Below are 26,050 nucleotides of genomic sequence, written 5' to 3'. Positions count from 1 at the left end.
GCGCTCACGGCCGATGTTTCACGTGAAACACGCTGTTTCACGTGAAACCGAGCCACTAACCTCAGGGGCTATGCCGCTCCTGCACCTCTTCGACCTCGACGGAACGCTGATGTACGGCTCCTCGTCGCCGGCGGAAATCTCCCGACAGCTCGGCGTGAGCGCCGAGCTGGCCGCCCTGGACCGGGCCTTCATCGCGCAGGAGATCGGCCCGCACCAGTTCTCGGTGGCCGTTCACGAGCTGTGGGCGGGGCTCACCGCCGCGCATGTCCGGGCCGCGTTCGACGGGGCGCCCTGGCTCGCGGGCATCCGGGAGGTCTGGCAGGAGATCCGCCGGCGCGGGGACTACTGCGCGGTGATCTCCCTCTCGCCCTCCTTCTTCGTGGAACTGCTCCTCGAATGGGGCGCCGACGCCGCGCACGGCTCGGTGTTCCCGGAGGTGCCCTTCACCCGGCCCGTGGAAGCCGCCGGAATCCTCACCCCGCTGGGCAAGGTCACGGTGGCCGAGCAGCTGCGGGCGCGGTTCGGGGTGACCCGGGAGGACTGCGTCGCATATGGGGACTCGGTGTCCGACGCGCACCTCTTCGAGGCGGTCGCGGTGTCGGTGGCGGTCAACGCACGGCCCTACCTGGCCGAACGCGCGACACACGTCTACGAGGGCCGGGATCTGCGCGAGGCATACCAGCTGCTGGAGGTGGCACGCCCGGGAGTGGGGACATCTTAGGAGGAAAGTGGGTTCGAATCGCGGATTTTCCCCGTTTCCCCGCAGCCTCCTGGGGCGGCTGGCACGCTGTGAATCCTGGAACCACGGATTCACAGGCCGTGGCGTGTGCAGACCGACGAGATGCTCGAAGCGAGGCACGCATGGACGCTCCGCCCAGCAGACCGGCCAGACCCGACGCGGGCCGGATACCGTCCGAGGGCGGTGCCACCGGCCCCTCACCGGACGCCGTGCTCATCCGCCGGACCCTCGCGGAGATCGCCCCCGTCGCCGACAAGGTGACCTCCTATTTCTACGCCCTGGTCTTCACCGGGCACCCCGAGGTGCGGGACATGTTCCCCGTGGCCATGGACACGCAGCGCGACCGGCTGCTCAAGGCGCTGCTGACCGCCGCCGAGCACATCGACGACCCGGCCGTGCTCACCCCCTACCTGTGCCGCCTGGGCGCCGGGCACCGCAAGTACGGAACCATGGCCGCCCACTACCCGGCCGTCGGTGAGGCCCTGGTGGGCGCGCTGGCCCGGTACGCCTCGGAGAGCTGGGGGCCGGAGACCCAGGCCGCGTGGGTACGGGCGTACACCGCGATCTCCCAGATCATGATCGACGCGGCGGCGCAGGACGAGGCCCGGGCCCCTGCCTGGTGGCATGCCGAGGTGGTCTCCCACGAACTGCGCACCCCCGACATCGCGGTGCTGACGGTCCGCCCCGACCAGCCCTACCCCTTCGTGGCCGGCCAGTACACGACCCTGGAGACCCCGTGGTGGCCGCGGGTCTGGCGGCACTACTCCTTCGCCTCGGCCCCGCGCGCCGACGGGTTGCTGTCCTTCCACGTCAAGGCCGTCCCGGCCGGCTGGGTCTCCAACGCGCTGGTCCGGCACGCCCGGCCGGGCGACGTCCTGCGCCTCGGACCCCCAGCGGGGTCGATGGTGGTGGACCACAGCACGGACAACGGGATGCTCTGCCTGGGCGGCGGTACCGGCATCGCCCCGATCAAGGCGCTGATCGAGGACGTGGCCGAGCACGGCGAACGGCGGCCGGTGGAGGTGTTCTTCGGGGCGCGCAGCGACAGCGACCTGTACGACAAGGACACCCTGCTGGGCCTCCAGCGCTCCCACCCCTGGCTGTCGGTGCGGCCGGTGGTCGGTGACGGGCTGGCCGGGCAGCTGCCGCACGCGGTGGGCGAGCACGGCCCGTGGAGCTCGTACGACGCCTTCGTCTCGGGGCCCCCGGCGATGATCCGCAACGGGGTGCACGAGCTGCTGCGGATCGGCATCCCCGGGGAGCGGATCCGGCACGACGCCGTGGAGGAACTGGCGGGCATCGCGAGCTGAGCGGGGTACGGCGCCCCGCCCGGCTCGGCCCGCGCTGCCTCCGGCCGGCTCCCGGACCGGCCGGCCGGCACTCGGCCGAGGCCGGCGCCGGCTCTCAGCCGAGGCCGGCCGGATCTCAGCCCAGGTCGGGCGCGTGCATGGCGCGTACGCCCTCGATGTTCCCGTCGAGGTAGTGCCGCAGGGAGAGCGGGACGAGGTGGACGGCGGCGATGCCCACCCGGCTGAACGGCACCCGGACGATCTCGTACTCGCCCGCCGGCTCGTCCACCTCGGGGCCGTGCCGCTGGCTCGGGTCCATCGATTCGAGGCGGCAGACGAAGAAGTGCTGCACCTTCACGCCGGTCACCCCCTGCTCGGCGATGTGCTCCACGGTGTCGACGAAGCAGGGCACGACATCGGTGATCTTCGCGCCGAGCTCTTCGTGGACCTCCCGGTGGAGGGCGTCGACGACGGTGGTGTCCGAGGGCTCCACGCCCCCGCCGGGGGTGAGCCAGTACGGGTCGACGCCGGGCTTGGTGCGCTTGATGAGGATCAGGTCGTCACCGTCGAGCAGGATCGCGCGGGCGGTGCGTTTGACCACGGGACGTTCGGTCATGGGAGAAGAGTGGCCCACCGCTCCGCTTCTGAAACGCGGCACGCGCGGAAAGCGGGGGCTCACCAGTGCGCGGCGGCACTCAGCAGCCGGTCGCGCGCCCGGCCGAGATGGGCCAGCGCGGGGCTGCCGGTCCGTACGACGAGGAACCAGGTGCGCAGCGGCGGTACGGACGGCTCGGCCAGGGCCACGAGCCGCCCGGCGTCGAGGGCGTCCTGGCAGAGATAGCGCGGCAGGACGGCGATCCCCGCACCGCCGAGCACGCATTCCCGGACGGCCCGCAGATCGGGGACGACGACGGTGGCGGCCAGGGAGCGGGCGTCCGGCGGGGTGTCGAAGACGGCGCACCAGTAGCGGGTGACGAGGGGCAGGGTCTCGTGGATCTCCACGAGCGGCATGCCGTCCAGCGCGGCGGGCCCCTCCTCCCGCAGCCGGCCGGTGTCCACGAGGGCGGCCCAGTAGGGCGCGGCGACCAGCACGTGCTCCTCGTCGCACAGGGCGGTGGCGGTGAAGGGGCCGCCGCGCGGGCGGGCGGTGGTGACGACGAGGTCGTGGTGGCCGGAGGCGAGCCCGTCCAGGGCGGTCCCGGAGTCGGCCAGCAGCGTGGCGCGCAGGGTGTGGCCCTGGCCCACGAGCGGTGCCAGCGCGGGCAGCACGCGCAGGGACAGGATCTCGGGCGGCCCGGCGATGTGCAGGGACCGCAGCGCGCCGGCGTCCTCCCGCTCGGCCTCGGTGATCCGCAGCAGGGCGTCGAGGTGAGGGGCCGCCTTGTGGGCGAGTTCGTCGCCGACGGCCGTGGGCGTGACCCCGCGGGCCCGGCGGTGGAAGAGCGGGCGCCCCAACTGCCGCTCCAGGGTGCGGATCTGCGAGGTCACCGCGGGCTGGGAGAGCCCCAGCAGGGCGGCGGCGCGGGTGAAGGAACCGGCCCGGTGGACGGTGACGAAGGTGCGCAGCAGGGCCAGATCCATAGCGGCACCTCTCGATGGGGGCCTACCACTATAAATTTCCCGATAGGTCCCTGTCGTTACCGTGATTGGACTCTGACACGGAGTCAATTAGCCTTGTGGCGTGGTTCTTCGCGAGCGGAACCCAGGGCGGTCCGAGCCACTTGGGGGGAGGCTCGGACCGCTCCCGCCGCGATCCGTCCGGCGGTCGCCGGAGGCGGATCAGCGGGCGGAGTCCAGGGCGCGCAGCACGTCCGCGACGAGGTCGGCGGTGTCCTCGGCGCCTGCGGAGAAGCGGATGAAGCCCTCCGGCACGGCGTCGCCGCCCCAGCGCCCGCGCCGCTCGGCGGTGGACCGTACCCCGCCGAAGCTCGTGGCGTCCTCGACGAGGTGCAGGGCGGTCATGAACCGCTCCGCGTGGGCCCGGTCGGGCAGGGTGAAGGAGACCACCGAGCCGAATCCGCGCATCTGGCGGGCCGCCGTCGGGTGCGAGGGGTCCGTGGCCAGCCCCGGGTAGCGCAGCCCGGTCACCTCGGCGCGGCCGGTCAGCGCCTCGGCCACGGCCAGGGCGTTGGTCCACTGGCGCTGGGCGCGCAGCTGGATCGTGGCCAGCGAGCGGTGGGCGAGCCATGCCTCCATGGGGCCCGGGATCGCGCCGACGATCTTGCGCCACCGGCGGACCCGCGCCGCCGTCTCCGGGTCGCGGCAGACGACGTAGCCGAGCAGCAGGTCGCCGTGGCCGGTGAGGCCCTTGGTGCCGCTGGCCACGGAGAAGTCCGCGCCGAGCTCCAGGGGGCGCTGCCCGAGCGGGGTGGCGAGGGTGTTGTCGACGGCGACCAGGGTCCCGCCGGCGTGCGCGGCGGCCACCAGCCGCCGTACGTCGCACACGTCGAGCCCCGGGTTGGACGGGGTCTCGATCCACAGCAGCCGGGCCCCGTCGAGCTGCCCGAGCTGGGCGTCCCCGCCGGTCGGGGCGGTGCGGACGTGGATCCCGTACGCCTCCAGCTGCTCGCGCAGCAGCGGCAGGGCCTGGTAGCCGTCGTCGGGCAGGACGACGGTGTCGCCGCCGCGCGCCTGGGAGAGCAGGACCGCGGAGATCGCGGCCATGCCCGAGGCGAAGACGACGGTGTCCACCTCCTGGCCCGGGGCCTCCAGCTCCCCGATCGCCCGCTCCAGGAGGGTCCACGTCGGGTTGGTGTCGCGGCCGTAGGCGTACGGGCCCTCGACCTCGCCCGGCAGATGGAAGTGGGCGGCGAACACCGGTCCGGGCAGCGGCGGTTCGTTCTTGACGGGCTCGGGCAGCCCGGCCCGGACGGCGCGGGTGCCGTCGCCGAGGCCGTCGTACTGGTTCACGCGGTGGGGCTCCTTCACTGCCTCGCGTACGGACATCCGGCGGGCCGGGGCGTGCGCCGCCTCGGCCGGAGGGCGGCCGCGCTCAGTCGTTGTCGGGGAGGACCAGGTTCAGGGCCCAGGAGACGATGGAGATGATCAGGCCGCCGATCAGCGCCGACCAGAAGTTGTCCACATGGAAGCTGAGGTCGAACTGGTCGGCCAGCCACGAGGTCAGCAGCAGCATCAGCGCGTTCACGACGAGGGTGAACAGGCCGAGCGTGAGGATGAACAGCGGCAGCGAGAGCAGCTTCACCAGCGGCTTGACGATCAGGTTGACCAGTCCGAAGAGCAGGGCGACCAGGATCAGGGTCAGGGTCCGGCGGCCCGTGCTGCTGCCGTCGTCCAGCGTGATGCCGGCGACCAGCCAGATGGCGACGGCCAGTGCGGCCGCGTTGGCGAGCGTCTTGACTACAAAATTCGTCATGTGTCTGATCGTGGCAGAGAAGATCCCGGTGGGACATCCGCGGGAGCAGCGGATGCGCGGGCACGACCGAGTACAAGGGGCACAACGACGATGAAAGCGTTCCGGCTTGACGAGCTCGAAGCGGAGCGGGCCGCCAACGACGGCGCCTATCTGCAGTTCCTGCGCGAACGGAACATGTCGGTCGGGCTGTACGCGCTCGACGCCGGGCGGACCGATCCGCAGCAGCCCCACCGGCAGGACGAGGTGTACTTCGTCGTCAGCGGGCGGGCCTCGATCACGGTCGGCGAGGAGACCACCACCGTGGCGCGCGGCAGCGTGGTCTATGTCCCGGCCGGCGTCCCGCACAGGTTCCACCACATCACCGAGGACCTCCGGGTGATGGTGGTGTTCTCCCCGCCGGAGGCGTGAGCGGGCCCTCGGATGAGGGTCGTTCCCCTGATCCCCCTAAGGGGCGGATCAGGGGACTCCGGGGGCTCGCGGGCCCCGCTCGGCGCCCGCGCCCTCCTAGCATCGGAAGCGGAAGGTCAGGTACGGGGAAGCCGAGGAAGAGGTCGAGGACATGGACGGGATCCGGAAGATATTCGCAGGCATGCCCTGGTGGGTGAAGTGGGTCGCCGTCCCGCTCATCGCGCTGTTCGTCTTCGGCGGCGTCATCACCAGCGTGCTGGGCGCGCTGATCTCGCTCGTCTTCAAGCTGCTCCTCTTCGTCGCCCTGGTCGCCGGCCTGGTCTTCGTGGTGAAGAAGGCCGGCGGCGGACGGACGAAGTCCTCCTCCGACTGGTAGCGAGCGGGGCCAGACCGGCCGGCCGGAGCCGGTCGCCGGCCGATTGAGCCATGTGAGGGAAGGCGGCGCTCTCGGCCGCTCGCACCTCCGGAAGAGGCCGATAGAGTGCCGAGCAGTGCCGCTCCCCTGGGCACCGGAAGCCGGTACTGCCCGCCCTGAGCCGCGGCGCTGTTGACGACCCGCCGAGCACGAGCCCCAGGAGCGGTGGCGCGCGCGGGGGCGGCCCCCGCAGGGCGGGCCTCCCCCGAAGCCCGCCGCCATGCCTGGGGGTGAGCTGTGGATCCGCTTCACAATGCCGGTGTGCCGACGCTGATCGGTTCGGTGCAGAGAGCGCTGAGACTGCTCGAAGCCGCCGTGGCGCACACCGGGGGAGCCCCGGCGAAGCAGCTGGCGCGCGAGGCCGGGCTTCCGCTGCCCACCGCCTACCACCTGCTGCGCACCCTGACGCACGAGGGCTATCTGCGCAGGGAGGGCGGGGTCTTCGTCCTCGGCGAGGCCGCGGCCCGGCTGGCCCATGGGGGACTACAGCAGAAACGTCGCAGCATGATCCTCGACTCCCTCGCGCACTTCCGCGACGCGGTCGGGGCGCCCGTCTACTTCGCGGTCTACCGCGAGGGTGAGATCGAGGTGGTCGGCGTCTCCGACACCCCGGCCACCCCCGCCTGCGAGGAGTGGGCCGACTTCCGCGAGACCGGCCACGCGCACGCCATCGGGCAGTGCCTGCTCGGACAGCTCGACGAGAAGACGCGCAGGGAGTATTTCGACCGTCATCCGGTCGAGGCGATCACCCCTTATACGGTGCGGGATCTGCGGGCCCTGGAAAACCGGATCGGGAGCCTCGGGCCGATGCAGACAGTGACCGAACGCCAGGAATATGCCCTGGGCACGGTATGCGCCGCGCTTCCCATCACAGCGGGGGACGCGGCCGCGACCATGGCCATTTCCCTACCCCTGCACCAGCAAGAGCGGTTGCCCTATGTAGTCAAACGACTACAGAGTGAAGTAGGCGCGCTGTTGAGCACCCTCTCCTTCTCTATCAGTATCTGAAAACTCACTCCTTGTGATCTGCATCCACTTACACCACTCTTGTCAAGAGGAGCCTGGGGGATCATTCCTGGCCACTTCCACTACAGCGGGGTAGGCAATGCGCGAGTCGGTACAGGCAGAAGTCATGATGAGTTTCCTCGTTTCCGAGGAGCTCTCGTTCCGGATTCCGGTGGAACTCCGGTACGACGCCCGTGATCCCTACGCAGTCCGCCTGACCTTCCACCTTCCCGGAGACGCGCCCGTGACCTGGGCGTTCGGCCGCGAGCTGCTGCTCGACGGCATCAACAAGCCCTGCGGTGACGGCGATGTGCACATCGCGCCCACCGATCCCGAGGAGCTGTCCGACGTCCACATCAGACTTCAGGTCGGCGGCGACCGGGCGCTGTTCCGCGCCAGCGCCGCGCCGCTCGTCGCGTTCCTCGACCGCACCGACCGGATCGTTCCGCTCGGACAGGAGCGCAACACCGGCGACTTCGAGGAGAACCTCGACGAGGCGCTGGGCAAGATCCTCGCCGAGGCGCGGCAGAACGAGCAGAACGCCGGCTGAGCAGAAGGCCGGTTGGCGAGAACACCGGTTGGCGAGAACACCGGCTGGCGAGAACGCCGGCTGGCGAGAACGCCGACCGGTAGAACGCCGGCTGAGCAGAACACCCCTGAGGAGAGCGCTCAGCGCTTGCGCCGCCGGCCCCGGCCGCCGCGCACCGGTCCCGCGGCCGGAGCGGCGGTCCGGGACTCCGGCCGGTCGGCCGAGACCACCAGCGCGGCCAGCGCCGTCGTCACCGGGACCGAGGCGACCAGGCCGATCGAGCCCACGAGGGTCCGTACGATCTCCACCGCGACCAGCTCGCTGTTCGCGACGGCCCCCATGCTGCTGTTGGCGATGGAGAAGAGCAGGAGCAGCGGCAGCGCGGCGCCCGCGTAGGCCAGCACCAGGGTGTTGACCACCGAGGCGATGTGGTCGCGCCCGATCCGGATGGCCGCCCGGTAGAGGCCGCGGGGCCCCAGTGTGGAATCGGCCTGGTGCAGCTCCCAGACGGCCGAGGTCTGGGTGACCGTCACATCGTCCAGCACACCGAGCGATCCGATGATCACACCCGCGAGCAGCAGGCCGCTCATGTCGATCTCCGGGTAGAGCCCGTGGATGAGACCGGTGTTGTCGTCGGTGTTGCCGGTGAGGAACGCCCAGTCGATGAACACCGAGCCCAGCAGCCCGATGAGCAGCAGCGAGACGAGCGTGCCGAGGACCGCCACGGAGGTACGGGCCGTCAGCCCATGGCACATGTAGAGCGCGATCAGCATGATGGCGCTCGCCCCGACCACCGCCACCACCAGCGGGTTCGAACCCTGGAGGATGGCGGGCAGGATGAAGAGGGTCAGCACGCCGAAGCTGACCACCAGCGCGATCAGCGCGAACACCCCGCGCATCCGGCCGACGAGGACCACCGCCAGCGCGAAGATGCCGGCGAGGACGGCGAGGGGCAGCTTCCGGTTCACGTCGATGACCGAGTACTGGAGGTCGCGGGGCGCGTCGGGGGCGTACGCCACCACCACCTCCTGGCCGTCCGCCAACTGCCGCGGCGCGCCCGGCTGGACGATCTCCACGAAGGTGCGGCCCTTGTCCGGGCCGGTGCCGATCTCGACCGTCGCCTTCTTGCAGTCGCCGGTCTGCGCGGCGCGGGCCTCGCGGCCGGAGGGCGTGGACACCTCGCTCGTGGGCGGGACCTGCGCGGCGTTCACGGACTTGCAGTCGACCTGCTCCAGCGCGACCACCTTGGCCTGCTGGGTCTGCCGGTCGAAGCCGACTCCCGTGCGCTCGTGGCCGGGGGCGCCGCCGGGCCAGAGCACGGCCATGCCGACGAAGACGGCGGTGGCGAAGGGGATCAGCACGGCCGCGATCACCTTGCGCAGGTGCTTCGAGACGGGGGCGGCGGGGCCGTGGCTGTGCCCGTGCCCGTGGCTGTGTCCGTGGGGCTGCGCGGGGGCGGGGACGGGGCCGGGGGAAGGGCCGTGGTCCGCGTGTGCGTGACCGGAGTGGTCGCTGTGTTCCGTGGGCTCGATGGGAGGCTGCGGGGAGGGCGTCACCAGCAGATCATCGCAAGAGATGAGGGGGCCCACTGTTCAGCACGCCATGGATGACGCTAGCGTGGGGGCTACTTTGCACAACGCGGGAGCTCGGAGCACCGGGCTGAGAGGGCGCTGATCACCGTACGGGCATCACGGATGCGTACGGGAGGAGGCTGCGTCGACCGCCGAACCTGTTACCGGGTAATGCCGGCGTAGGGAGATCAGGTCTTATGACCATTCAGGACGCACGCACGCCTGCCGTCGGCACGGAAGCCGACGACCGCACCGAGCGCCAGCCGGGCTGGCACAAGGGCTACCTGGCGGGTTCCCGGCCCGACCTCCGGGTGCCCGTCCGCCAGGTCCACCTCACCAACGGCAAGGACGTGACGCTCTACGACACGTCAGGTCCGTACACCGACCCGCAGATCGAGACCGACGTACGGCGCGGCCTCGCCCCGCTGCGCGAGAACTGGATCATCAGCCGCGGCGACACCGAGGAGTACGCGGGCCGTCCCGTGCGCCCCGAGGACGACGGCATCAAGCACACCTCGCCGCGCGGCGGCCTCAAGAACCTCGACGCGGTCTTCCCGGGCCGGCCGCGGCTGCCCCGCCGGGGCCGGGGCGGCGCCGCCGTCACGCAGCTCGCGTACGCGCGCCGGGGCGAGATCACCCCGGAGATGGAGTACGTCGCGATCCGCGAGAACGTCTCCCCCGAGGTCGTGCGCGAGGAGATCGCCGCAGGTCGCGCGGTGCTTCCGGCGAACGTGAACCACCCGGAGATCGAGCCGATGATCATCGGCAAGCGCTTCCTGGTGAAGGTCAACGCCAACATCGGCAACTCCGCCGTCACCTCCTCCATCGAGGAGGAAGTGGACAAGATGACCTGGGCGACCAAGTGGGGCGCCGACACGGTCATGGACCTGTCCACGGGCCGCAACATCCACACCACGCGCGAGTGGGTGCTGCGCAACTCCCCGGTCCCGATCGGCACCGTGCCGCTCTACCAGGCACTCGAAAAGGTCGACGGCCGCGCCGAGGACCTGACCTGGGAGATCTACAAGGACACGGTCATCGAGCAGGCCGAGCAGGGCGTCGACTACATGACCGTCCACGCGGGCGTGCTGCTGCCGTACGTGCCGCTGACCGCCCGCCGCAAGACCGGCATCGTCTCGCGCGGCGGCTCGATCATGGCCGCGTGGTGCCTCGCGCACCACAAGGAGAACTTCCTCTACACGAACTTCGAGGAGCTGTGCGAGATCCTCGCGGCGTACGACGTCACGTACTCGCTGGGTGACGGGCTGCGGCCCGGCTCCATCGCGGACGCCAACGACGCGGCTCAGTTCGCGGAGCTGAAGACGCTGGGCGAGCTGAACACGATCGCCAAGCGCCACAACGTGCAGACGATGATCGAGGGCCCGGGGCATGTCCCGATGCACAAGATCAAGGAGAACATCGACCTCCAGCAGGAGATCTGCGAGGAGGCGCCGTTCTACACCCTCGGCCCGCTGACCACGGACGTCGCGCCCGCCTACGACCACATCACCTCGGGCATCGGCGCCGCGATGATCGCCTGGTGGGGCACGGCGATGCTCTGCTACGTCACGCCCAAGGAGCACCTGGGCCTGCCGAACCGGGACGACGTCAAGACCGGCGTGATCACCTACAAGATCGCGGCGCACGCGGCGGACCTCGCCAAGGGCCACCCGGGCGCCCAGGAGTGGGACGACGCGCTCTCCGACGCCCGCTTCGAGTTCCGCTGGGAGGACCAGTTCAACCTGGCCCTCGACCCGGACACGGCCCGTGAGTTCCACGACGAGACCCTGCCCGCCGAGCCGGCCAAGACGGCGCACTTCTGCTCGATGTGCGGCCCGAAGTTCTGCTCGATGAAGATCTCCCAGGACATCCGCCGCGAACACGGCGGCGACCTGAAGGCGGACGAGATCCAGGCGGGCATGGCGGAGAAGTCCGCGGAATTCGCCGCCTCGGGCAACCGCGTCTACCTGCCCCTGGCGGACTGAGCACGGCCGACGGGGGGCGGGGCTCCGGGAGGCCACGCCCCCCGGAGCCCTGTTCTCCTACTGGGGTTCGCGTTCCGGGCCGCCGAAGTCCGGGCTGGTGAAGTCCGGCGGGGTGTAGCCCGGGCGGGGGCTTTCCGAGGCGGAGCCCGGGCTGGTGAAGTCGGGGCGGGTGTAGCCCAGGCTCGGGATGCGCCCGGCCTCCGGGGTGCGCGGGGTCGGGAAGCCCGGGCCCGCGCTCGGGTCGGCCAGGGCGTCTCGCAGGAAGGGGATGATGCCGCGTTCGAGCAGCGCGTGCCGCCATGCCTCGCGGGCCCGCGCCACCTCGTCCGGTACGGCCTCGGTCTCGTCCGCCGCCACCTCGGTCGCGCTGTTGCGGACCGCCGTCACCAGCAGCCCGATGACCGCGCAGAGCAGGGCCGCGGCCGTCAGCGCGCCGAACAGCCAACCCGCCGTCAGCATCGTCTCCGCGAAGGCCGGTTCGGGCTCGATCATCTTCAGGATGTAGCCCACCAGCAGGAAGATGAGCATGGCGGTCCCGGCCAGGACCGGCGCCAGCACCGCGACCACGGCGCTGATCCCCGCCCCTCCGCCACCGCCCCGCTCCTCGTCCTCGTCCCCGCCGGCGGAGGCCGCGGCGGGCCCCAGGAGCAGTTCCTCGCGCCGCTCCCCGCGGATCTTCACGTAGTGCCCGTACTCGGCGGCGGCCGCGGCCACCAGCAGGGCGCTGGCGCCCTGGGCCATGGTGCGCAGCTGCTCGGCGTTCAGCCGCTCGCCGAGGGTGGCGAGCTCGGGCCGTTCACTCGCGGCGCGCAGGGCCTCGTCGAGCAGCCGGTCGAATTCCGGTCGGTCTTCGGTCAGCAGGTGCGGAGCGCTGGTCATGTGCATCCCCCGATGCTCCGTGGAAGCCGGTATGCCCGCGTAGACCCCGGGCGACCGGCCTGAACGGAGGAGAGCCTGCTACGGATAGAGCGATGGTAGAGCGCCCCCACCACGCGGTGACAGGGGCTTTCCGGAAATACCCCGCTCCGTGAGCCCTCAGTCGCTCAGCGGGAGTTGTACGACAAGCAGTTTGCCGGCCATCGTCACGCCGCCGTCCATGGCGATGGCGAGCCCGTCGGCGTACACGTGCGGGCCGTCCACCGCCTCGGGTCCGCGCGCGTCGTCGCCGTCCTCGGTGCCCACCTCGCCCAGCAGGTACGGGATGGGGCTGTGGCCGTGCACGACGCGACTGCCGCCGTAGGTGTCGAGCAGTTCGCGCACCGCCTGCGGGCCGGTCTCCTCGTCGCGGAAGGCGAACCGCTTGGTGAACTTGCGGAAGAGGTCCCAGGTGATGTCGACGTCACCGCGGTTGAGGAGCTCGTGGATGGTGTCGTTGACGTCCTCGACGGAGTCGCCGTAGTCGAGGTAGGCCGTGGTGTCGGAGTGCAGCAGCAGGTGGCCCTCCTCCAGGACGGCCGCGTCCAGGCGGGACATCCACTGGAGGTGGACGTCCTGCAGGCGCTCCATGTCGGTGCGCTGGCCGCCGTTGAGGAGCCAGGCGGCCTGGAAGGTGGCGGTGCCGGCACCGGAGACGACGGGGGTGTCACCGAAGCGCTTGGCGCCGATGAGCAGCAGCTCGTGATTGCCCATCAGGGCCTTGCAGTAGCCGCCGGCGGCCGCCGCCTCGGCGGACAGCCGCATGACGAGGTCGATGACGCCGATGCCGTCCGGACCGCGGTCGGTGAAGTCGCCGAGGAACCACAGCCGGGCGTTGCCCGCGGACCAGCGGCCCTCGGTGTCGATCAGGCCCTGGGCGTGCAGTTCGGCGACGAGCTCGTCGAGGTAGCCGTGGACGTCACCGACGACGTACAGCGGGCCCGGACCGGAGGCCGCGGCGTCCTGGGGGACGTACTGGACCTGGACGGTGTCGCCGGGGCCGCCGAGGGCACCGCGGCCGATGACGGGCAGGTCGCGGAAGGTCGGCGTGTAGCCCTCGGGCTCTTCCTCCTCCGGGCCCTGGACGCTCGCGTGCGCCGGGTGGCCGTGCGCGGGGTCCTGGGCGTGCCCGTGCGGGTGCTCCTCGCGGCGCGGATCGCGGTGAGGGGCGGGGGGCGCGGGCGGCGCGGCGGGCGGCGGCGCGTAGCCGGGCTGCGGCGGCACGCCGGGCTGGGCCGGCACGCCGGGTTGGGCCGGTACGCCGGGGGTGCCGGCCTCGTAGTAGGCGGGGTATTCGCCGTACACCGGCGCCTCGCCGTACGCGGAGCCCTCGCCGGGCAGTCCGGTGGGCGCGGGGTAGGCCGCGGGTTCGGTGACTGGCACCCGGAAGTCCCGCAGCGTCTCCGTCCGCATCGCGGGTCCCTGACCGGCCCCCTGAGTCATCGACCCCTCCACCACCGTCGCGCTGCCGTACACCTGCGGACCCTCCTGACCTCCGGTGAGGAGGGTCCGTGATGTCGTGCGCCCATCATAGGAATGCGGCTCGCGCTGTGTGACGCACCAGGGGTGGTGAATCCTTTGCGGAGCGTATCGTTCCTACCTTTTCCTCCCGATTTAGGCGTACCTAAGATCCACGGCCGGGCGGCGGAGCGGCCCGACCGGACGGTCTGCCGGTCAGTCCTTGGCCGGAGATCGGGGCGGGCTGACGGTCGTACGGGCCTGCCTGCGCTGCGAGGACGTACGGATGATCAGCTCGGTCGGGACCACCTGTTCGACCGGGCGGCCGGTGTCCACGCCCTCGATCGCGTCGATCAGCAGCTGCACCACGGCGGTGCCGATGCGGCGGGGCTTGAGGGACAGGGTGGTGATCGGGGGCTCGGTGTTGGCGTAGACGGTGGACTCGCTGCAGCAGACGAGCAGCAGGTCCTCCGGTACGCGTAGCCCGTAGCGCCGGGCGGCGGCGAGGAGGTCGGTGCCGTTGGGGTCGAACAGCCCGTAGACGGCGTCGGGCCGGTCGGGGCGGGCGAGGAGCCGGTCGGCGGCGACGGCGCCCGCGCAGGGGTCGTGCGCGGGGTAGGACTCGTAGACCGGGTCCTGGCCCACGCGCTCGCACCAGCTGAGGTAGGCGGTGGTGGAGAGCCGGGTGTAGGTGTCCGTGGTCGTGCCGGTGAGCAGTCCGATCCGGCGGGCGCCGGCGGCGGCGAGGTGGTCGAGCAGGCCGAGCACGGCCGCTTCGTGGTCGTTGTCCACCCAGGCGGTGACGGGCAGCGAGCCCGCGGGGCGGCCGTCGGAGACCACGGGCAGGCCCTGGCGGACCAGCTCGGTGACCACGGGATCGTGGTCGGAGGGGTCGATGACGACGGTGCCGTCGAGGGCGACGTTGGACCACACGTCGTGGCGGGAGGTGGCGGGCAGGATGACGAGGGCGTAGCCGCGGGCGAGCGCGGCCGAGGTGGCGGCCCTCGCCATCTCGGCGAAGTAGGCGAATTCGGTGAAGGTGAAAGGTTCATCCCCGTACGTGGTCACGGTCAGGCCGATGAGGCCGGACTTGCCGGTACGGAGAGTGCGGGCGGCGGCCGAGGGGCGGTAGCCCAGCCGGTCGGCCACCTCGCGAACGTGGCGGCGGGTGGCGTCGGGCAGCCGTCCCTTGCCATTGAGCGCGTCGGAGACGGTCGTGATGGAGACGCCGGCCGCGGCGGCCACGTCCCTGATGCCGGCCCGGCCCTGTCGGCCGGCGGCCCGCCGGGTGGTCTCGGTCCGGCTCACCTGATGCTTCCCTGCTGCTGTCATGGCGAGCCGATAGTAGGGCTCGGTGGGGTGGTCGGTCCGGGTGCATATGCAGGCGTTGACAGGCACGTTTCTGCATGGTTCGCCACCGTCAATGACCTTGGAAACAAAGACTTTTGCTGGTCGTCGGCGAGGGTGGGGCTTGTCGTCGGGACCGGGCATGCCAAAACGGGGCCGTGCGGCGCCGGCATCAACTCACCTGCACGAGGGATGCGCGCCACGGCGCGGGCCACCGGCGCGCGCATATATGCGTGCGCTCCCCCTCATTCCAGGCGCCCCCATTCTCGGGACGGCGGAATCCTCATAAGGTGAGCAGTATTGAGTCGACGGCGACGTCGGACGGGACGGTCGAGGAGGACCTGCGGTGAGCGAGAACAGCCCGAAGCTGCGCGCCGAGCTGGACGGCATTCCGACATACAAGCCCGGCAAGCCGGCTGCCGCGGGCGGGCCCGTCGCGTACAAGCTGTCCTCGAACGAGAACCCGTACCCGCCGCTGCCGGGTGTGCTGGACAGCGCGGTCGCGGCGGCGGGGAACTTCAACCGGTACCCCGACATGGCCTGCACCGGCCTGGTGAACGAGATCGCGGAACGCTTCGGCGTCCCGGTCGAGCACGTGGCCACCGGCACCGGCTCGGTGGGCGTGGCCCAGTCGCTGATCCAGTCCACGGCGGGCCCGGGTGACGAGGTCATGTACGCCTGGCGCTCCTTCGAGGCGTACCCGATCATCACGCAGATCTCGGGCGCCACCTCGGTGCAGGTCCCGCTGACCGATGGCGATGTGCACGACCTGGACGCGATGGCCGCGGCGATCACCGACCGGACCCGGCTGATCTTCGTCTGCAACCCCAACAACCCCACCGGCACCGCCGTGCGCCGCGCCGAGCTGGAGCGCTTCCTGGACCGGGTGCCCTCGGACGTCCTGGTGGTGCTGGACGAGGCGTACCGCGAGTTCGTGCGCGACACGGAGATCCCGGACGGCATCGAGCTGTACCGCGACCGCCCCAACGTCGCCGTGCTGCGTACGTTCTCCAAGGCGTACGGGCTCGCCGGCCTGCGGGTCGGCTTCGCGGTGGCCCACGAGCGGGTGGCCGCGGCGCTGCGGAAGACGGCCGTCCCCTTCGGCGTGAGCCAGCTCGCGCAGGACGCGGCGGTGGCCTCGCTGCGCGCCGAGGACGAGCTGATGGGCCGGGTCGGGGCGCTGGTGGGAGAGCGGGCGCGGGTCCACGCGGCGCTGCTCGCCCAGGGCTGGACCGTGCCGGACACCCAGGCGAACTTCGTGTGGATGCGGCTGGGGGAGCGGACGGTGGAGTTCGCGGCGGCCTGCGAGAAGGCCGGTGTGGTGGTCCGGCCCTTCGCGGGCGAGGGCCTGCGGATCACGATCGGTGAGCCCGAGGCGAACGACATCTTCCTGCACACGGCGGAAGCGTTCTTCAAGGAGATGTGAGGTTCCGGTTCTGCCGGATGAGGGCGGTGGGTGGCGGCTTCGGGCCGCGCCCGCCGCCTTCCGCTTTGCTGCCCTTTACCCGGGGCCGGGTCCGTCAGGCGAGTTCCACGCGGACGGGGTCCCCGTCGCGGACGGTGGAGAGCAGGCGGGGGTCCCCGTCGAAGGAGCCGAGCACGTTGCACGGGGAGGCCAGGCGGCATTCGTCCCCGCGCGAGATCGGGGTGGGGCCGTAGGGCAGGGCCAGGGCGTCGCCCTCGGTCCAGAAGGCGACCGTGCCCGGGTCGACGACCTGCCGGGCGCCGGATTCGAGGGCCACGGAGACGCCGGTGTCGAAGTAGACCTCCTCCCCCCAGGTGTGCGCGGAGGCGGAGATCGGCAGGGCCTCGGCCAGTGCCTTGCTGGTCGGGGTGGGTTCGAGGGTGGCGGTGAGCTGGCCCGCGGGCCAGCTGATGCGGATTCTCATGGACCAGATTCAACAATCTGTTGAATCGATTCACCAGGGGGTACCCCGGATGCGGGTGGCCGAAAGCGGTAGGACATAATGCTTGTGAATGTGAACGCGTTCACAAGCTCGCCTGTTTCCTCCCGCTATGGGGGGATGCGCGGGCGGGCTGCCGCTGCGACCACGGCGACCCGAAGGAGACGAGGACGTGGACCTAGCTTTGGCGCCGGAGACACTGGCGCGCTGGCAGTTCGGCATCACCACCGTCTATCACTTCCTCTTCGTACCCCTGACGATCTCGCTCGCCGCGCTGACGGCGGGCCTGCAGACCGCGTGGGTGCGCACCGAGAAGGAGAAGTACCTCAGGGCCACGAAGTTCTGGGGCAAGCTTTTCTTGATCAATATCGCGATGGGTGTCGTCACCGGCATCGTCCAGGAGTTCCAGTTCGGCATGAACTGGTCCGACTACTCGCGGTTCGTCGGTGACATCTTCGGGGCGCCGCTCGCCTTCGAGGCGCTGATCGCCTTCTTCTTCGAGTCCACCTTCATCGGCCTGTGGATCTTCGGCTGGGACAAGCTGCCGAAGAGGATCCACCTCGCCTGCATATGGATGGTGTCCATCGGCACCGTCCTGTCCGCCTATTTCATCCTGGCGGCCAATTCCTGGATGCAGCACCCGGTCGGCTACCGGATCAACGAGGAGCGGGGCCGGGCCGAGCTCACCGACTTCTGGCTGGTGCTCACCCAGAACACCGCGCTCACCCAGTTCTTCCACACGATCACGGCCGCCTTCCTGGTCGGCGGCGCGTTCATGGCCGGCATCTCGGCCTACCACCTGGCGCGCAAGAAGCACGTCCCCGTCATGCGCAGCTCGCTGCGGCTCGGCCTGGTGGTCATGATCATCGCCGGTATGGGCACCGCGATCAGCGGTGACCTGCTCGGCAAGGTCATGTACAAGCAGCAGCCCATGAAGATGGCCGCCGCCGAGGCCCTGTGGGACGGCGAGGCGCCCGCGCCCTTCTCCGTCTTCGCCTACGGGGACGTGGACAAGGGCCACAACAAGGTCGCGATCGAGATCCCCGGCCTGCTGTCCTTCCTGGCGAACGACGACTTCACCTCCTTCGTCCCCGGCATCAACGACGTCAACAAGGCCGAGCAGGAGAAGTACGGCCCCGGCGACTACCGGCCCAACATCCCGGTCGCCTACTGGGGCTTCCGCTGGATGATCGGCTTCGGCATGGCCTCGCTCTCCATCGGCGCCCTGGGCCTCTGGCTGACCCGCAAGAAGTTCCTCCTGCCGCGCGCCCTGCGCACCGGCGAGGACGAGGTCCCGCACCTGGTCCTCTTCAAGAAGGCGCTCAGCCCGAAGTTCACCCACCTCTACTGGGTCGTCGCCCTCTGGACCATGGGCTTCCCGCTCATCGCCAACTCGTGGGGCTGGATCTTCACCGAGATGGGCCGCCAGCCGTGGGTGGTCTACGGGGTCCTGCGCACCCGGGACGCGGTCTCGCCGGGCGTCTCCCAGGCCGAGGTGCTCACCTCCATGATCGGCTTCACCCTGCTCTACGCGGTGCTCGCCGTCATCGAGGTCAGGCTCCTCGTCAAGTACGTCAAGATCGGCCCGCCCGAGCTCACCGAGGCCGACCTCAACCCGCCCACCCGGATCGGCGGGGACGACACGACCTCCGACCGGCCGATGGCCTTCTCGTACTGAGGCTGAGGAGAGCACAGCATGCAACTCCACGACGTCTGGTTCGTGCTCATCGCGGTCCTGTGGACCGGCTACTTCTTCCTGGAGGGCTTCGACTTCGGGGTCGGGGTCCTGACCAAGCTACTCGCCCGCGACCGCACGGAGAAGCGGGTCCTGATCAACACCATCGGGCCCGTCTGGGACGGCAACGAGGTCTGGCTGCTCACCGCGGGCGGTGCCACCTTCGCCGCCTTCCCCGACTGGTACGCCACCCTCTTCTCCGGCTTCTACCTGCCGCTCCTGCTCATCCTGGTCTGCCTGATCATCCGGGGCGTGGCCTTCGAGTACCGGCACAAGCGCCCCGAGGACCGCTGGCAGCGCAACTGGGAACACGCGATCTTCTGGACCTCGCTCATCCCCGCCTTCCTGTGGGGCGTGGCCTTCGCCAACATCGTGCGCGGCGTGGCGATCGACCGGAACAAGGAGTACGTGGGCGGCTTCCTCGACCTGCTGAACGGCTACGCGCTGCTCGGCGGTCTGGTCACCCTCACCCTCTTCACCTTCCACGGCGCCGTCTTCGTCTCGCTCAAGACGGTCGGCGAGATCCGGGAGCGCTCGCGGAAGCTGGCGGGCCGGCTGGGCCTGCTCACCGCCCTGCTGGCCGTGGTCTTCCTGACCTGGACCCAGGTCTCGCGCGGTGACGGCGGCAGCCTGATCGCCATGGCCGTCGCGGTGCTGGCCCTGCTCGGGGCGCTCGGCTGCAACCGGGCGGGCCGCGAGGGCTGGTCCTTCGCCCTGTCGGGAATCACCATCGCCGCCGCCGTGGCGATGCTCTTCCTGACGCTCTTCCCGAACGTCATGCCCTCCTCGCTGGACGACGCCTGGAGCCTCACGGTCACCAACGCCTCGTCCAGCCCGTACACCCTCAAGATCATGACCTGGTGCGCGGCGGTGGCCACCCCGCTCGTCCTGCTCTACCAGGCATGGACGTACTGGGTGTTCCGCAAGCGGATCGGGACCCAGCACATCGCCGACGCGCACTGAGTCCCGTCCGATGCCCTCCGCCCCTTCCGGCCGGCCCTCCCCAGGGGGATGTTTCACGTGAAACCGATCGACCCGCGTCTGCTCCGGTACGCCCGCTCCACCCGCCTCTTCCTGGGGGCCGTGGTGGCCCTGGGGCTGGCCGGGGCGGGCCTGGTCGTCGGCCAGGCGATGCTGATCGCGGAGATCGTGGTCGGCGCCTTCGAGAAGGGGCTCGACGGCAGCGCCCTCCGTACACCGCTGCTGCTGCTCGCGGCGGTGGCGCTCGGGCGGGGCCTCATCGCCTGGCTGACCGAGCTGGCCGCGCACCGCGCGAGCGCGGCCGTGAAATCGGAGCTGCGGGGACGGCTGCTGGACAGGGCCGCGGCCCTGGGCCCCGGCCGTCCCGGCGGGCAGCGCACCGGCTCGCTGGTGTCGCTGGCCACCCGAGGGGTGGACGCCCTCGACGACTACTTCTCCCGCTACCTGCCCCAGCTCGGGCTCGCGGTCGTGGTGCCGGTGGCGGTGCTCGCCCGGATCGTCACCGAGGACTGGGTCTCGGCCGCGATCATCGTCGTCACCCTGCCGCTGATCCCGGTGTTCATGATCCTCATCGGCATGGCCACCCAGTCCCGGATGGACCGCCAGTGGCGGCTGCTGTCCCGGCTGTCGGGGCACTTCCTCGACGTGGTGGCCGGGCTGCCCACCCTCAAGGTGTTCGGCCGGGCCAAGGCGCAGGCCGAGTCGATCCGCACCATCACCGAGGACTACCGGCGCGCGACGATGCGGACCCTGCGCATCGCCTTCCTGTCCTCCTTCGCGCTGGAACTGCTCGCCACCCTGTCGGTGGCCCTGGTCGCGGTCACCATCGGCATGCGGCTGGTCCACGGCGAACTCGACCTCTACACCGGCCTGGTCATCCTGATCCTGGCGCCCGAGGCATACCTGCCGCTGCGGCAGGTGGGGGCGCAGTACCACGCCGCCGCCGAGGGGCTGGCGGCCGCCGAGGAGATCTTCGAGGTCCTGGAGACCCCCGACGCCGGTCCCGCCGGTACGGCCGAGCTGCCGGCCGGCGCCCCCCTGCGCATCGACATCGAGGGGATCGCCGTCCGCCACGAGGGTCGCGACGAGGACTCCCCCCGGGCGCTCTCGCTGACCGTCGGGCCGGGCGAGTGCGTGGCCCTCACCGGCCCGAGCGGGGCCGGCAAGTCCACCCTGCTCCAGGCGCTGCTGGGCTTCGTACGGCCGACCGCGGGCCGGATCCGGGTCGCGGGCGTGGACCTGGCCGAGCTGTCGCCCGCGCACTGGCGGGAGCGGATCGCGTGGGTGCCGCAGCGGCCGCACCTGTTCGCCGGGACGGTCGCCGAGAACGTGCGGCTGGCCCGCCCGGAGGCCGGTGACGCCGAGGTGGCGGAGGCTCTGCGGCAGGCCGGGGCCTGGGAGTTCGTGGCCGCGCTGCCGCGCGGGGCCGAGACCCCGCTGGGCGAGGGCGGGGTGGGGCTCTCCGCCGGCCAGCGCCAGCGCCTGGCCCTGGCCCGTGCCTTCCTCGCGGACCGGCCCGTGCTGCTGCTGGACGAGCCGACGGCCGCCTTGGACGGGGAGACCGAGGCGGGGATCGTGGACGCGGTCCGGCGGCTCGCCGCGGGCCGGACCGTCCTGCTGGTCGTGCACCGGCCCGCCCTGCTCGCCGTGGCGGACCGGGTGGTGCGCGTGGAGGCGGGCCCCGGGGAACGGCCGTCCGCCACCACCCCGTCCGCCCGCCCGCGGCCCGCCCTCGCGGCCGCCCCCTCCCCCGCTGAGCGCGGCCCTGACGCCGGCGAGTGGATCCTCGGCCCCGCACCCGAGCGGGCGCGCCCCGGCGGCGGCACCGACACCGGCGGCCCCGACCCGCTGCGCCGGGTGCGGGCGGTGGCCCGCGCCTGGCAGGGGCGGTTCCGGCTGGGCCTGCTGCTCGGCGCCCTGGCCGTCGGATGCAGCGTCGGGCTGATGGCGGTCTCCGGCTGGCTGATCTCCCGGGCCTCCGAACAGCCCCCCGTGCTCTACCTGATGGTCGCCGTCACCGCCACGCGCGCCTTCGGCATGGGCCGGGCCGTCTTCCGGTACGCCGAGCGCCTGGTCTCGCACGACGCCGTCCTGCGGATGCTGGCCGACCTGAGGGTGTCCGTTTACCGCCGCCTGGAGCGCATCGCCCCCGCCGGGCTGCGCGAGCACCGGCGCGGGGACCTGCTGGCCCGGCTGGTGGCCGACGCCGACGCCCTCCAGGACTACTGGCTGCGCTGGCTCCTGCCCGTGGGCACGGCCGTGCTCGTCGGTACCGGCTCGGTGGCCTTCACCGCCTGGCTGCTGCCCGAGGCCGGAGCCGCGCTCGCGGCCGGACTGCTCGCCGCGGGGGTCGGCGTACCGCTCCTCAGCGGGGCCGTCGCCCGCCGCGCCGAGCGGCGGCTCGCCCCCGCCCGGGGCGACCTCGCGACCCGGGTGGCCGATCTGCTCACCGGCACCGCCGAGCTGACCGTGGCCGGGGCGCTGGAGGACCGCAAGGGCCGGGCCCGGCGCAGCGACGGCCTGCTGACGCGCATCGCCGCCCGAGGGGCCGCCGCGAGCGGCCTCGGCGGCGGGCTGTCCGCGCTCGTCTGCGGCCTCACCGTCGTGGCCTGCGCGGCCGTCGCCGCGAACGCCGTCCACGGGGGACGGCTCTCGGGCGTGGCCATGGCCGTCGCGGTCCTGACCCCGCTGGCCGCCTTCGAGGCGGTGAGCGGTCTCCCCCTCGCCGTCCAGTACCGCCAGCGGGTGCGCCGTAGCGCCCAGCGGGTCTACGAGGTCATCGACGCGCCCGTCCCGGTAACCGAGCCCGAGCGGCCCGAGGCGGCGCCCACCTCGCCCTTCCCGCTCCGGCTGACCGGCCTCTCCGCCCGCCACCCGGGCCAGGAGCAGGACGCGCTGCGCGGGCTGGACCTCACCCTGGAGGCCGGCCGCCGGATCGCCGTCGTCGGCCCCTCGGGCTCCGGCAAGACCACCCTGGCCCAGATTCTGCTGCGGTTCCTGGACCCGAGCGCCGGCGGCTACCGCCTCGGCGGGACGGACGTGCGCACCCTCGACGGCGACGACGTCCGCGTCCTCGTCGGCCTGTGCGCCCAGGACGCGCACCTCTTCGACAGCTCGGTCCGCGAGAACCTGCGGCTCGCCCGCACCGGGGCCGACGAGGAGCAGCTGCGCGGCGCCCTGGCCGCCGCCCGGCTGCTGGAGTGGGCCGACGGCCTCCCGGACGGCCTGGACACGCTGGTGGGCGAGCACGGCGAGCGGATCTCGGGAGGCCAGCGCCAGCGGCTGGCCCTGGCCCGGGCCCTGCTCGCGGACTTCCCCGTCCTGGTGCTGGACGAGCCGGCCGAGCACCTGGACCTGGCCACGGCGGACGCGCTGACGGCCGACCTGCTGGCGGCGACGGAGGGCCGCACCACCGTACTGATCACGCACCGGCTGGCCGGGCTGGAGGCGGTCGACGAGGTCCTGGTACTGGACCGGGGCGAGATCGTGCAGCGCGGCGGCTACACCGAGCTGGCGGCCGTCGCGGGCCCGCTGCGGGACATGCTGGAGCGGGAACGGGCAACGGACGGCGTACTGGCCGAGTTTCGCGGCCCCTAGGGACTCACTAGGCTCGGCGTCATGTCAGCGCAGCCGTCGCAGGAATCACCGGATCCGTTGCCGGAACCCTCCGGGGGAACGGCGGACCCGATGGACACGGCCACCCGGGCGACACGGAGTCTGCACGGCCTGTCCACCGAGCTGACCGCCCGGGTGCCGCAGCTGCTGGAGGCCATGCGCTCGGTCGGCACCGGCCTGGAACTGCACTCCACCCTGGACCGGATCTGCGAGACGGCCGCCGAGCTGGCGGACGCCCGGTACGCGGCGATCGGCGTGGTCGACACGGAGGGCCGGGGCCTGTCCGACTTCGTCACCCACGGGATCAGCGAGGAGCAGGCCCGCAGGATCGGACACCGCCCGGACGGCAAGCGGGGCCTGCTCGGAGCCCTGATCTCGCACCTCGACACCGTCCGGCTGGCCGACCTGACGAAGGATCCGCGCGCGGCGGGCTTCCCGCCGCACCACCCGCCGATGAAGACTTTCCTCGGCGTCCCGATCCGGGTGCAGGGGGAGATCTTCGGCAATCTGTACCTCGCGGAGAAGAACGGCGGCGGCGAGTTCAACGACTACGACGTCCACATGGTCCGGGTGCTCGCGACCGAGGCGGGCATCGCCATCGGCAACGCCCGGCTGTACGAGGCCGCCACCCAGCGCGAGCGCTGGATCGACGGCTCGGTGGCCGTCACCACCGCCCTGCTCTCCGGCGGGGACGCCGACGACGCCCTCGCGGTGGTGGCCGAGCAGGCCCGCCGCCTGGCCGACTCCGCCGCCGGGATCGTCCTGCTGCCGGCCGAGGAGGGCGGGATGGAGATCGTCGCCGTCTCCGCCGAGAACGCGGCCACCTCGCTCGGCGTGGTGATCCCGGCCGAGAGCCCGGTGGTCGCGCATCTGCTGCGGGGCGAGCCGGTCTTCGTGGACGACGCCTCGGCGGACCCGCGCATGAGCGGCAGGCTCACCCGGGAGTACGGGCCCTGCATGATGCTGCCCCTGCACAGCGGCGGCCGGGTCCTGGGCGCCCTGGTCACCCCCCGGGCCCGGGGCGGGCGCCCGTTCAGCGAGGCCGAGCGCACCCTCGCCACGCAGTTCGCCTCCCAGGCGGCGCTGGCGCTGATGATGGCCGAGGCGCAGCGGGACCGGGAGCGGCTGGCCGTCTTCGAGGACCGCGACCGGATCGCCCGCGACCTGCACGACCTGGTCATCCAGCGGCTGTTCGCCACTGGAATGATGCTGGAGGGCGCCCAGCGCCGGTCCATCGTCCCCGAGGTCAGGGACGGGGTGGGCAAGGCCGTGGACGAGCTGGACGTGACGATCCAGGAGATCCGTACGGCGATCTTCGCCCTCCAGCAGGGCCCGGCGGAGGCCCCGGCGGGCCTGCGGACCCGGGTGCTGCGGGAGATCAACATGGCCGCCGTCCCGCTGGGCTTCAAGCCCGCGCACCGCTTCCTGGGGCCGGTGGACACCGTCGTCGGAGAGCTGGTCGGCAAGAACCTGATCGCCGCGCTGCGGGAGGCCCTGTCGAATGCCTTCCGGCATGCCGACGCCTCGCGGATCGAGGTGGTCGTGGACTGCACGGTCACCCTGGCCGACGGGCGGCCGGGGGTCCGGCTGGAGGTGGCCGACGACGGCGTGGGCATCCCGGAGAGCGGGCGCCGCAGCGGGCTGCGCAATCTGCGCCGCCGGGCCGAGTCGCTGGGCGGGGCGAGCTCGTACGGACCGGGGCTCGGGGAGGACGGCGGCGGGACCACCCTGGTGTGGGAGGCCCCGCTCCAGTAGCCCGCCCGGGGCGGTGCCGCCGCGCGGCGGGTCGGGCTTCGGGCGCTGCGGCCGCTGTTGTCGCCGGGGCTGCTACGGCTGACGTCCGGCGAGGCGGTCGGCGAGGATGCGCTCGATGACCAGGGCGACCCCGTCCTCGTTGTTGGCCACCGTCTGTCCCGAAGCCGCCGCGATCACGTCCGGGTGGGCATTGCCCATCGCGTAGGAGGTGCCCGCCCAGGTCAGCATCTCCACGTCGTTCGGCATGTCCCCGAAGGCGACGACCTCGGAGGGATCGATGCCGCGCTCGGCGCAGCACAGGGCCAGCGTGCTCGCCTTGGAGACGCCGTGCCCGCTGATCTCCAGCAGGGAGGTGGGGCTGGAGCGGGTGATCGACGCGTACTCGCTCGCCGCGCCGCGGGCCATGGCCAGGAACTCGTCCGGGGCGATCTCGGCATGGTGCGCCAGCAGCTTCAGCACCGGCGTCGCGGCCTCGCCGCCGTCCTCGCTCAGCAGCTTCTCGGCGGTCGCGAGCGTGGCGCCCGGGTCCTTGAAGAACGGCGGGTAGGTGGGCTCGTAGTTGATGCCGGTGGTCAGCTCGACGGCGAAGGAGGTGCCGGGTACCGCGGCCCGCAGGGCCCGTACGACGGAGAGTGCGGCATCCCGGGGCAGGGACCGGACCTGCACGAACTCGCGTCCGGCATGCAGGTCGACGACCGCCGCGCCATTGGCGCAGATCGCGAGGCCGTGGCCGTGGACATGGTCGGCGACGACGTCCATCCAGCGGGCCGGTCGGCCGGTGACGAAGAAGACCTCGATCCCCGCTTCCTCGGCAGCGGCGAGCGCGGCGACGGTGCGGGGCGAGACGGACTGGTCGTCGCGCAGCAAGGTGCCGTCGAGGTCGGTGGCGATCAGTCGGGGCGAGGGGGTGGGCCCGTCCGGGCGCTGAGAAGCCGAGGTCACGGCACCATCTTCGCCCATGCCGACGGAGAGCCGAACCACGATCGAGCCGGTTCGCCGAGGGTGCGATGTTTCACGTGAAACGGG

22 protein-coding genes and 1 riboswitch are annotated in these 26,050 nt (G+C 71.9%); of the genes, 12 read left to right on the top strand and 10 right to left on the bottom strand.

Annotated elements, in window-relative coordinates; all coding sequences use genetic code 11:
* Window positions 1-70 precede the first annotated feature (70 nt).
* Complete coding sequence (locus tag ABZ873_RS05200; protein WP_360865391.1) at window positions 71-721, top strand: HAD-IB family phosphatase; 651 nt, start codon at window positions 71-73, stop codon at window positions 719-721.
* A 140-nt stretch (window positions 722-861) separates the two neighbouring features.
* Window positions 862-2,049 carry a globin domain-containing protein gene (locus tag ABZ873_RS05195; RefSeq protein WP_360865388.1) on the top strand — a complete coding sequence of 396 codons (1,188 nt, stop codon included), beginning with the start codon at window positions 862-864 and terminating at the stop codon, window positions 2,047-2,049.
* Between the two features lie 115 nt (window positions 2,050-2,164).
* On the opposite strand, the gene ABZ873_RS05190 is transcribed toward ABZ873_RS05195, so the two are convergent.
* From ABZ873_RS05190 to ABZ873_RS05175, 4 genes are all read right to left on the bottom strand, one after another.
* Complete coding sequence (locus ABZ873_RS05190) at window positions 2,165-2,644, bottom strand: NUDIX hydrolase (RefSeq protein ID WP_360865385.1); 480 nt, start codon at window positions 2,642-2,644, stop codon at window positions 2,165-2,167.
* 59 nt (window positions 2,645-2,703) lie between these two features.
* A complete protein-coding gene (locus tag ABZ873_RS05185) occupies window positions 2,704-3,609 on the bottom strand; it encodes a LysR family transcriptional regulator (RefSeq protein ID WP_360865382.1) in 906 nt (301 codons plus the stop codon).
* 198 nt (window positions 3,610-3,807) lie between these two features.
* Window positions 3,808-4,938 carry a cystathionine gamma-lyase gene (locus ABZ873_RS05180; protein ID WP_360865379.1) on the bottom strand — a complete coding sequence of 377 codons (1,131 nt, stop codon included), beginning with the start codon at window positions 4,936-4,938 and terminating at the stop codon, window positions 3,808-3,810.
* A gap of 82 nt (window positions 4,939-5,020) precedes the next feature.
* Window positions 5,021-5,401, bottom strand: coding sequence for a phage holin family protein (locus ABZ873_RS05175; protein WP_360865376.1), 381 nt, complete (start codon window positions 5,399-5,401; stop codon window positions 5,021-5,023).
* Between the two features lie 90 nt (window positions 5,402-5,491).
* On the opposite strand from ABZ873_RS05175, the gene ABZ873_RS05170 reads away from it, so the two are divergent.
* The 4 genes from ABZ873_RS05170 (at window position 5,492) to ABZ873_RS05155 (ending at window position 7,779) form a co-directional block, all read left to right on the top strand.
* Window positions 5,492-5,809 (top strand): cupin domain-containing protein, encoded by a 318-nt coding sequence (locus tag ABZ873_RS05170; protein WP_360865374.1) that lies wholly within the window; start codon window positions 5,492-5,494, stop codon window positions 5,807-5,809.
* A gap of 160 nt (window positions 5,810-5,969) precedes the next feature.
* On the top strand, window positions 5,970-6,185 hold the full coding sequence (locus ABZ873_RS05165; protein ID WP_360865612.1) for a DUF5326 family protein: 216 nt from the start codon (window positions 5,970-5,972) through the stop codon (window positions 6,183-6,185).
* 300 nt (window positions 6,186-6,485) lie between these two features.
* On the top strand, window positions 6,486-7,232 hold the full coding sequence (locus ABZ873_RS05160) for a helix-turn-helix domain-containing protein (protein WP_360865371.1): 747 nt from the start codon (window positions 6,486-6,488) through the stop codon (window positions 7,230-7,232).
* Window positions 7,233-7,329: 97 nt separating this feature from the next.
* Window positions 7,330-7,779, top strand: a complete 450-nt coding sequence (locus tag ABZ873_RS05155; RefSeq protein ID WP_360865368.1) for an SsgA family sporulation/cell division regulator — start codon at window positions 7,330-7,332, stop codon at window positions 7,777-7,779.
* A gap of 119 nt (window positions 7,780-7,898) precedes the next feature.
* On the opposite strand, the gene ABZ873_RS05150 is transcribed toward ABZ873_RS05155, so the two are convergent.
* A complete protein-coding gene (locus ABZ873_RS05150; protein WP_360865365.1) occupies window positions 7,899-9,347 on the bottom strand; it encodes a YibE/F family protein in 1,449 nt (482 codons plus the stop codon).
* A 39-nt stretch (window positions 9,348-9,386) separates the two neighbouring features.
* A riboswitch (TPP riboswitch) is annotated at window positions 9,387-9,532 on the top strand.
* Here ABZ873_RS05150 and thiC point away from each other — a divergent pair.
* Window positions 9,527-11,314 (top strand): phosphomethylpyrimidine synthase ThiC, encoded by a 1,788-nt coding sequence (gene thiC, locus ABZ873_RS05145; RefSeq protein WP_360865361.1) that lies wholly within the window; start codon window positions 9,527-9,529, stop codon window positions 11,312-11,314. It overlaps the preceding riboswitch by 6 nt.
* Before the next feature lie 57 nt (window positions 11,315-11,371).
* Here thiC and ABZ873_RS05140 read toward each other — a convergent pair whose 3' ends face one another.
* The 3 genes from ABZ873_RS05140 to ABZ873_RS05130 form a co-directional block, all read right to left on the bottom strand.
* Window positions 11,372-12,199, bottom strand: coding sequence for a hypothetical protein (locus ABZ873_RS05140; RefSeq protein ID WP_360865358.1), 828 nt, complete (start codon window positions 12,197-12,199; stop codon window positions 11,372-11,374).
* Window positions 12,200-12,349: 150 nt separating this feature from the next.
* Window positions 12,350-13,672: a metallophosphoesterase gene (locus ABZ873_RS05135; protein ID WP_360865355.1), complete on the bottom strand. Its 1,323-nt coding sequence runs from the start codon at window positions 13,670-13,672 to the stop codon at window positions 12,350-12,352.
* A 231-nt stretch (window positions 13,673-13,903) separates the two neighbouring features.
* Window positions 13,904-15,019 (bottom strand): LacI family DNA-binding transcriptional regulator, encoded by a 1,116-nt coding sequence (locus ABZ873_RS05130; RefSeq protein WP_360865353.1) that lies wholly within the window; start codon window positions 15,017-15,019, stop codon window positions 13,904-13,906.
* A 361-nt stretch (window positions 15,020-15,380) separates the two neighbouring features.
* Between ABZ873_RS05130 and hisC the strand changes: the two genes are divergently transcribed.
* A complete protein-coding gene (gene hisC, locus ABZ873_RS05125) occupies window positions 15,381-16,460 on the top strand; it encodes a histidinol-phosphate transaminase (RefSeq protein WP_360865350.1) in 1,080 nt (359 codons plus the stop codon).
* Window positions 16,461-16,554: 94 nt separating this feature from the next.
* On the opposite strand, the gene ABZ873_RS05120 is transcribed toward hisC, so the two are convergent.
* Window positions 16,555-16,923, bottom strand: a complete 369-nt coding sequence (locus tag ABZ873_RS05120; protein WP_360865347.1) for a cyclophilin-like fold protein — start codon at window positions 16,921-16,923, stop codon at window positions 16,555-16,557.
* Window positions 16,924-17,110: 187 nt separating this feature from the next.
* On the opposite strand from ABZ873_RS05120, the gene ABZ873_RS05115 reads away from it, so the two are divergent.
* From ABZ873_RS05115 to ABZ873_RS05100, 4 genes are all read left to right on the top strand, one after another.
* Entirely contained in the window at window positions 17,111-18,616 is a 1,506-nt protein-coding gene (locus tag ABZ873_RS05115; protein ID WP_360865344.1) for a cytochrome ubiquinol oxidase subunit I, read from the top strand.
* An 18-nt stretch (window positions 18,617-18,634) separates the two neighbouring features.
* Complete coding sequence (gene cydB / locus ABZ873_RS05110; protein WP_360865341.1) at window positions 18,635-19,636, top strand: cytochrome d ubiquinol oxidase subunit II; 1,002 nt, start codon at window positions 18,635-18,637, stop codon at window positions 19,634-19,636.
* Between the two features lie 57 nt (window positions 19,637-19,693).
* Window positions 19,694-23,251 carry a thiol reductant ABC exporter subunit CydD gene (gene cydD / locus ABZ873_RS05105; protein WP_360865339.1) on the top strand — a complete coding sequence of 1,186 codons (3,558 nt, stop codon included), beginning with the start codon at window positions 19,694-19,696 and terminating at the stop codon, window positions 23,249-23,251.
* A gap of 90 nt (window positions 23,252-23,341) precedes the next feature.
* Window positions 23,342-25,024 (top strand): GAF domain-containing protein, encoded by a 1,683-nt coding sequence (locus ABZ873_RS05100; RefSeq protein ID WP_360865336.1) that lies wholly within the window; start codon window positions 23,342-23,344, stop codon window positions 25,022-25,024.
* Window positions 25,025-25,096: 72 nt separating this feature from the next.
* On the opposite strand, the gene ABZ873_RS05095 is transcribed toward ABZ873_RS05100, so the two are convergent.
* Window positions 25,097-25,984, bottom strand: a complete 888-nt coding sequence (locus ABZ873_RS05095; RefSeq protein ID WP_360865333.1) for a Cof-type HAD-IIB family hydrolase — start codon at window positions 25,982-25,984, stop codon at window positions 25,097-25,099.
* Window positions 25,985-26,050: the final 66 nt, after the last annotated feature.

This window comes from Streptomyces sp. NPDC047014, from assembly GCF_040644195.1.
Taxonomy (GTDB): Bacteria; Actinomycetota; Actinomycetes; order Streptomycetales; family Streptomycetaceae; genus Streptomyces.
The sequence above is the reverse complement of the archived record's forward strand: the minus strand, read 5'-3'. Positions and strand labels throughout refer to the sequence as shown.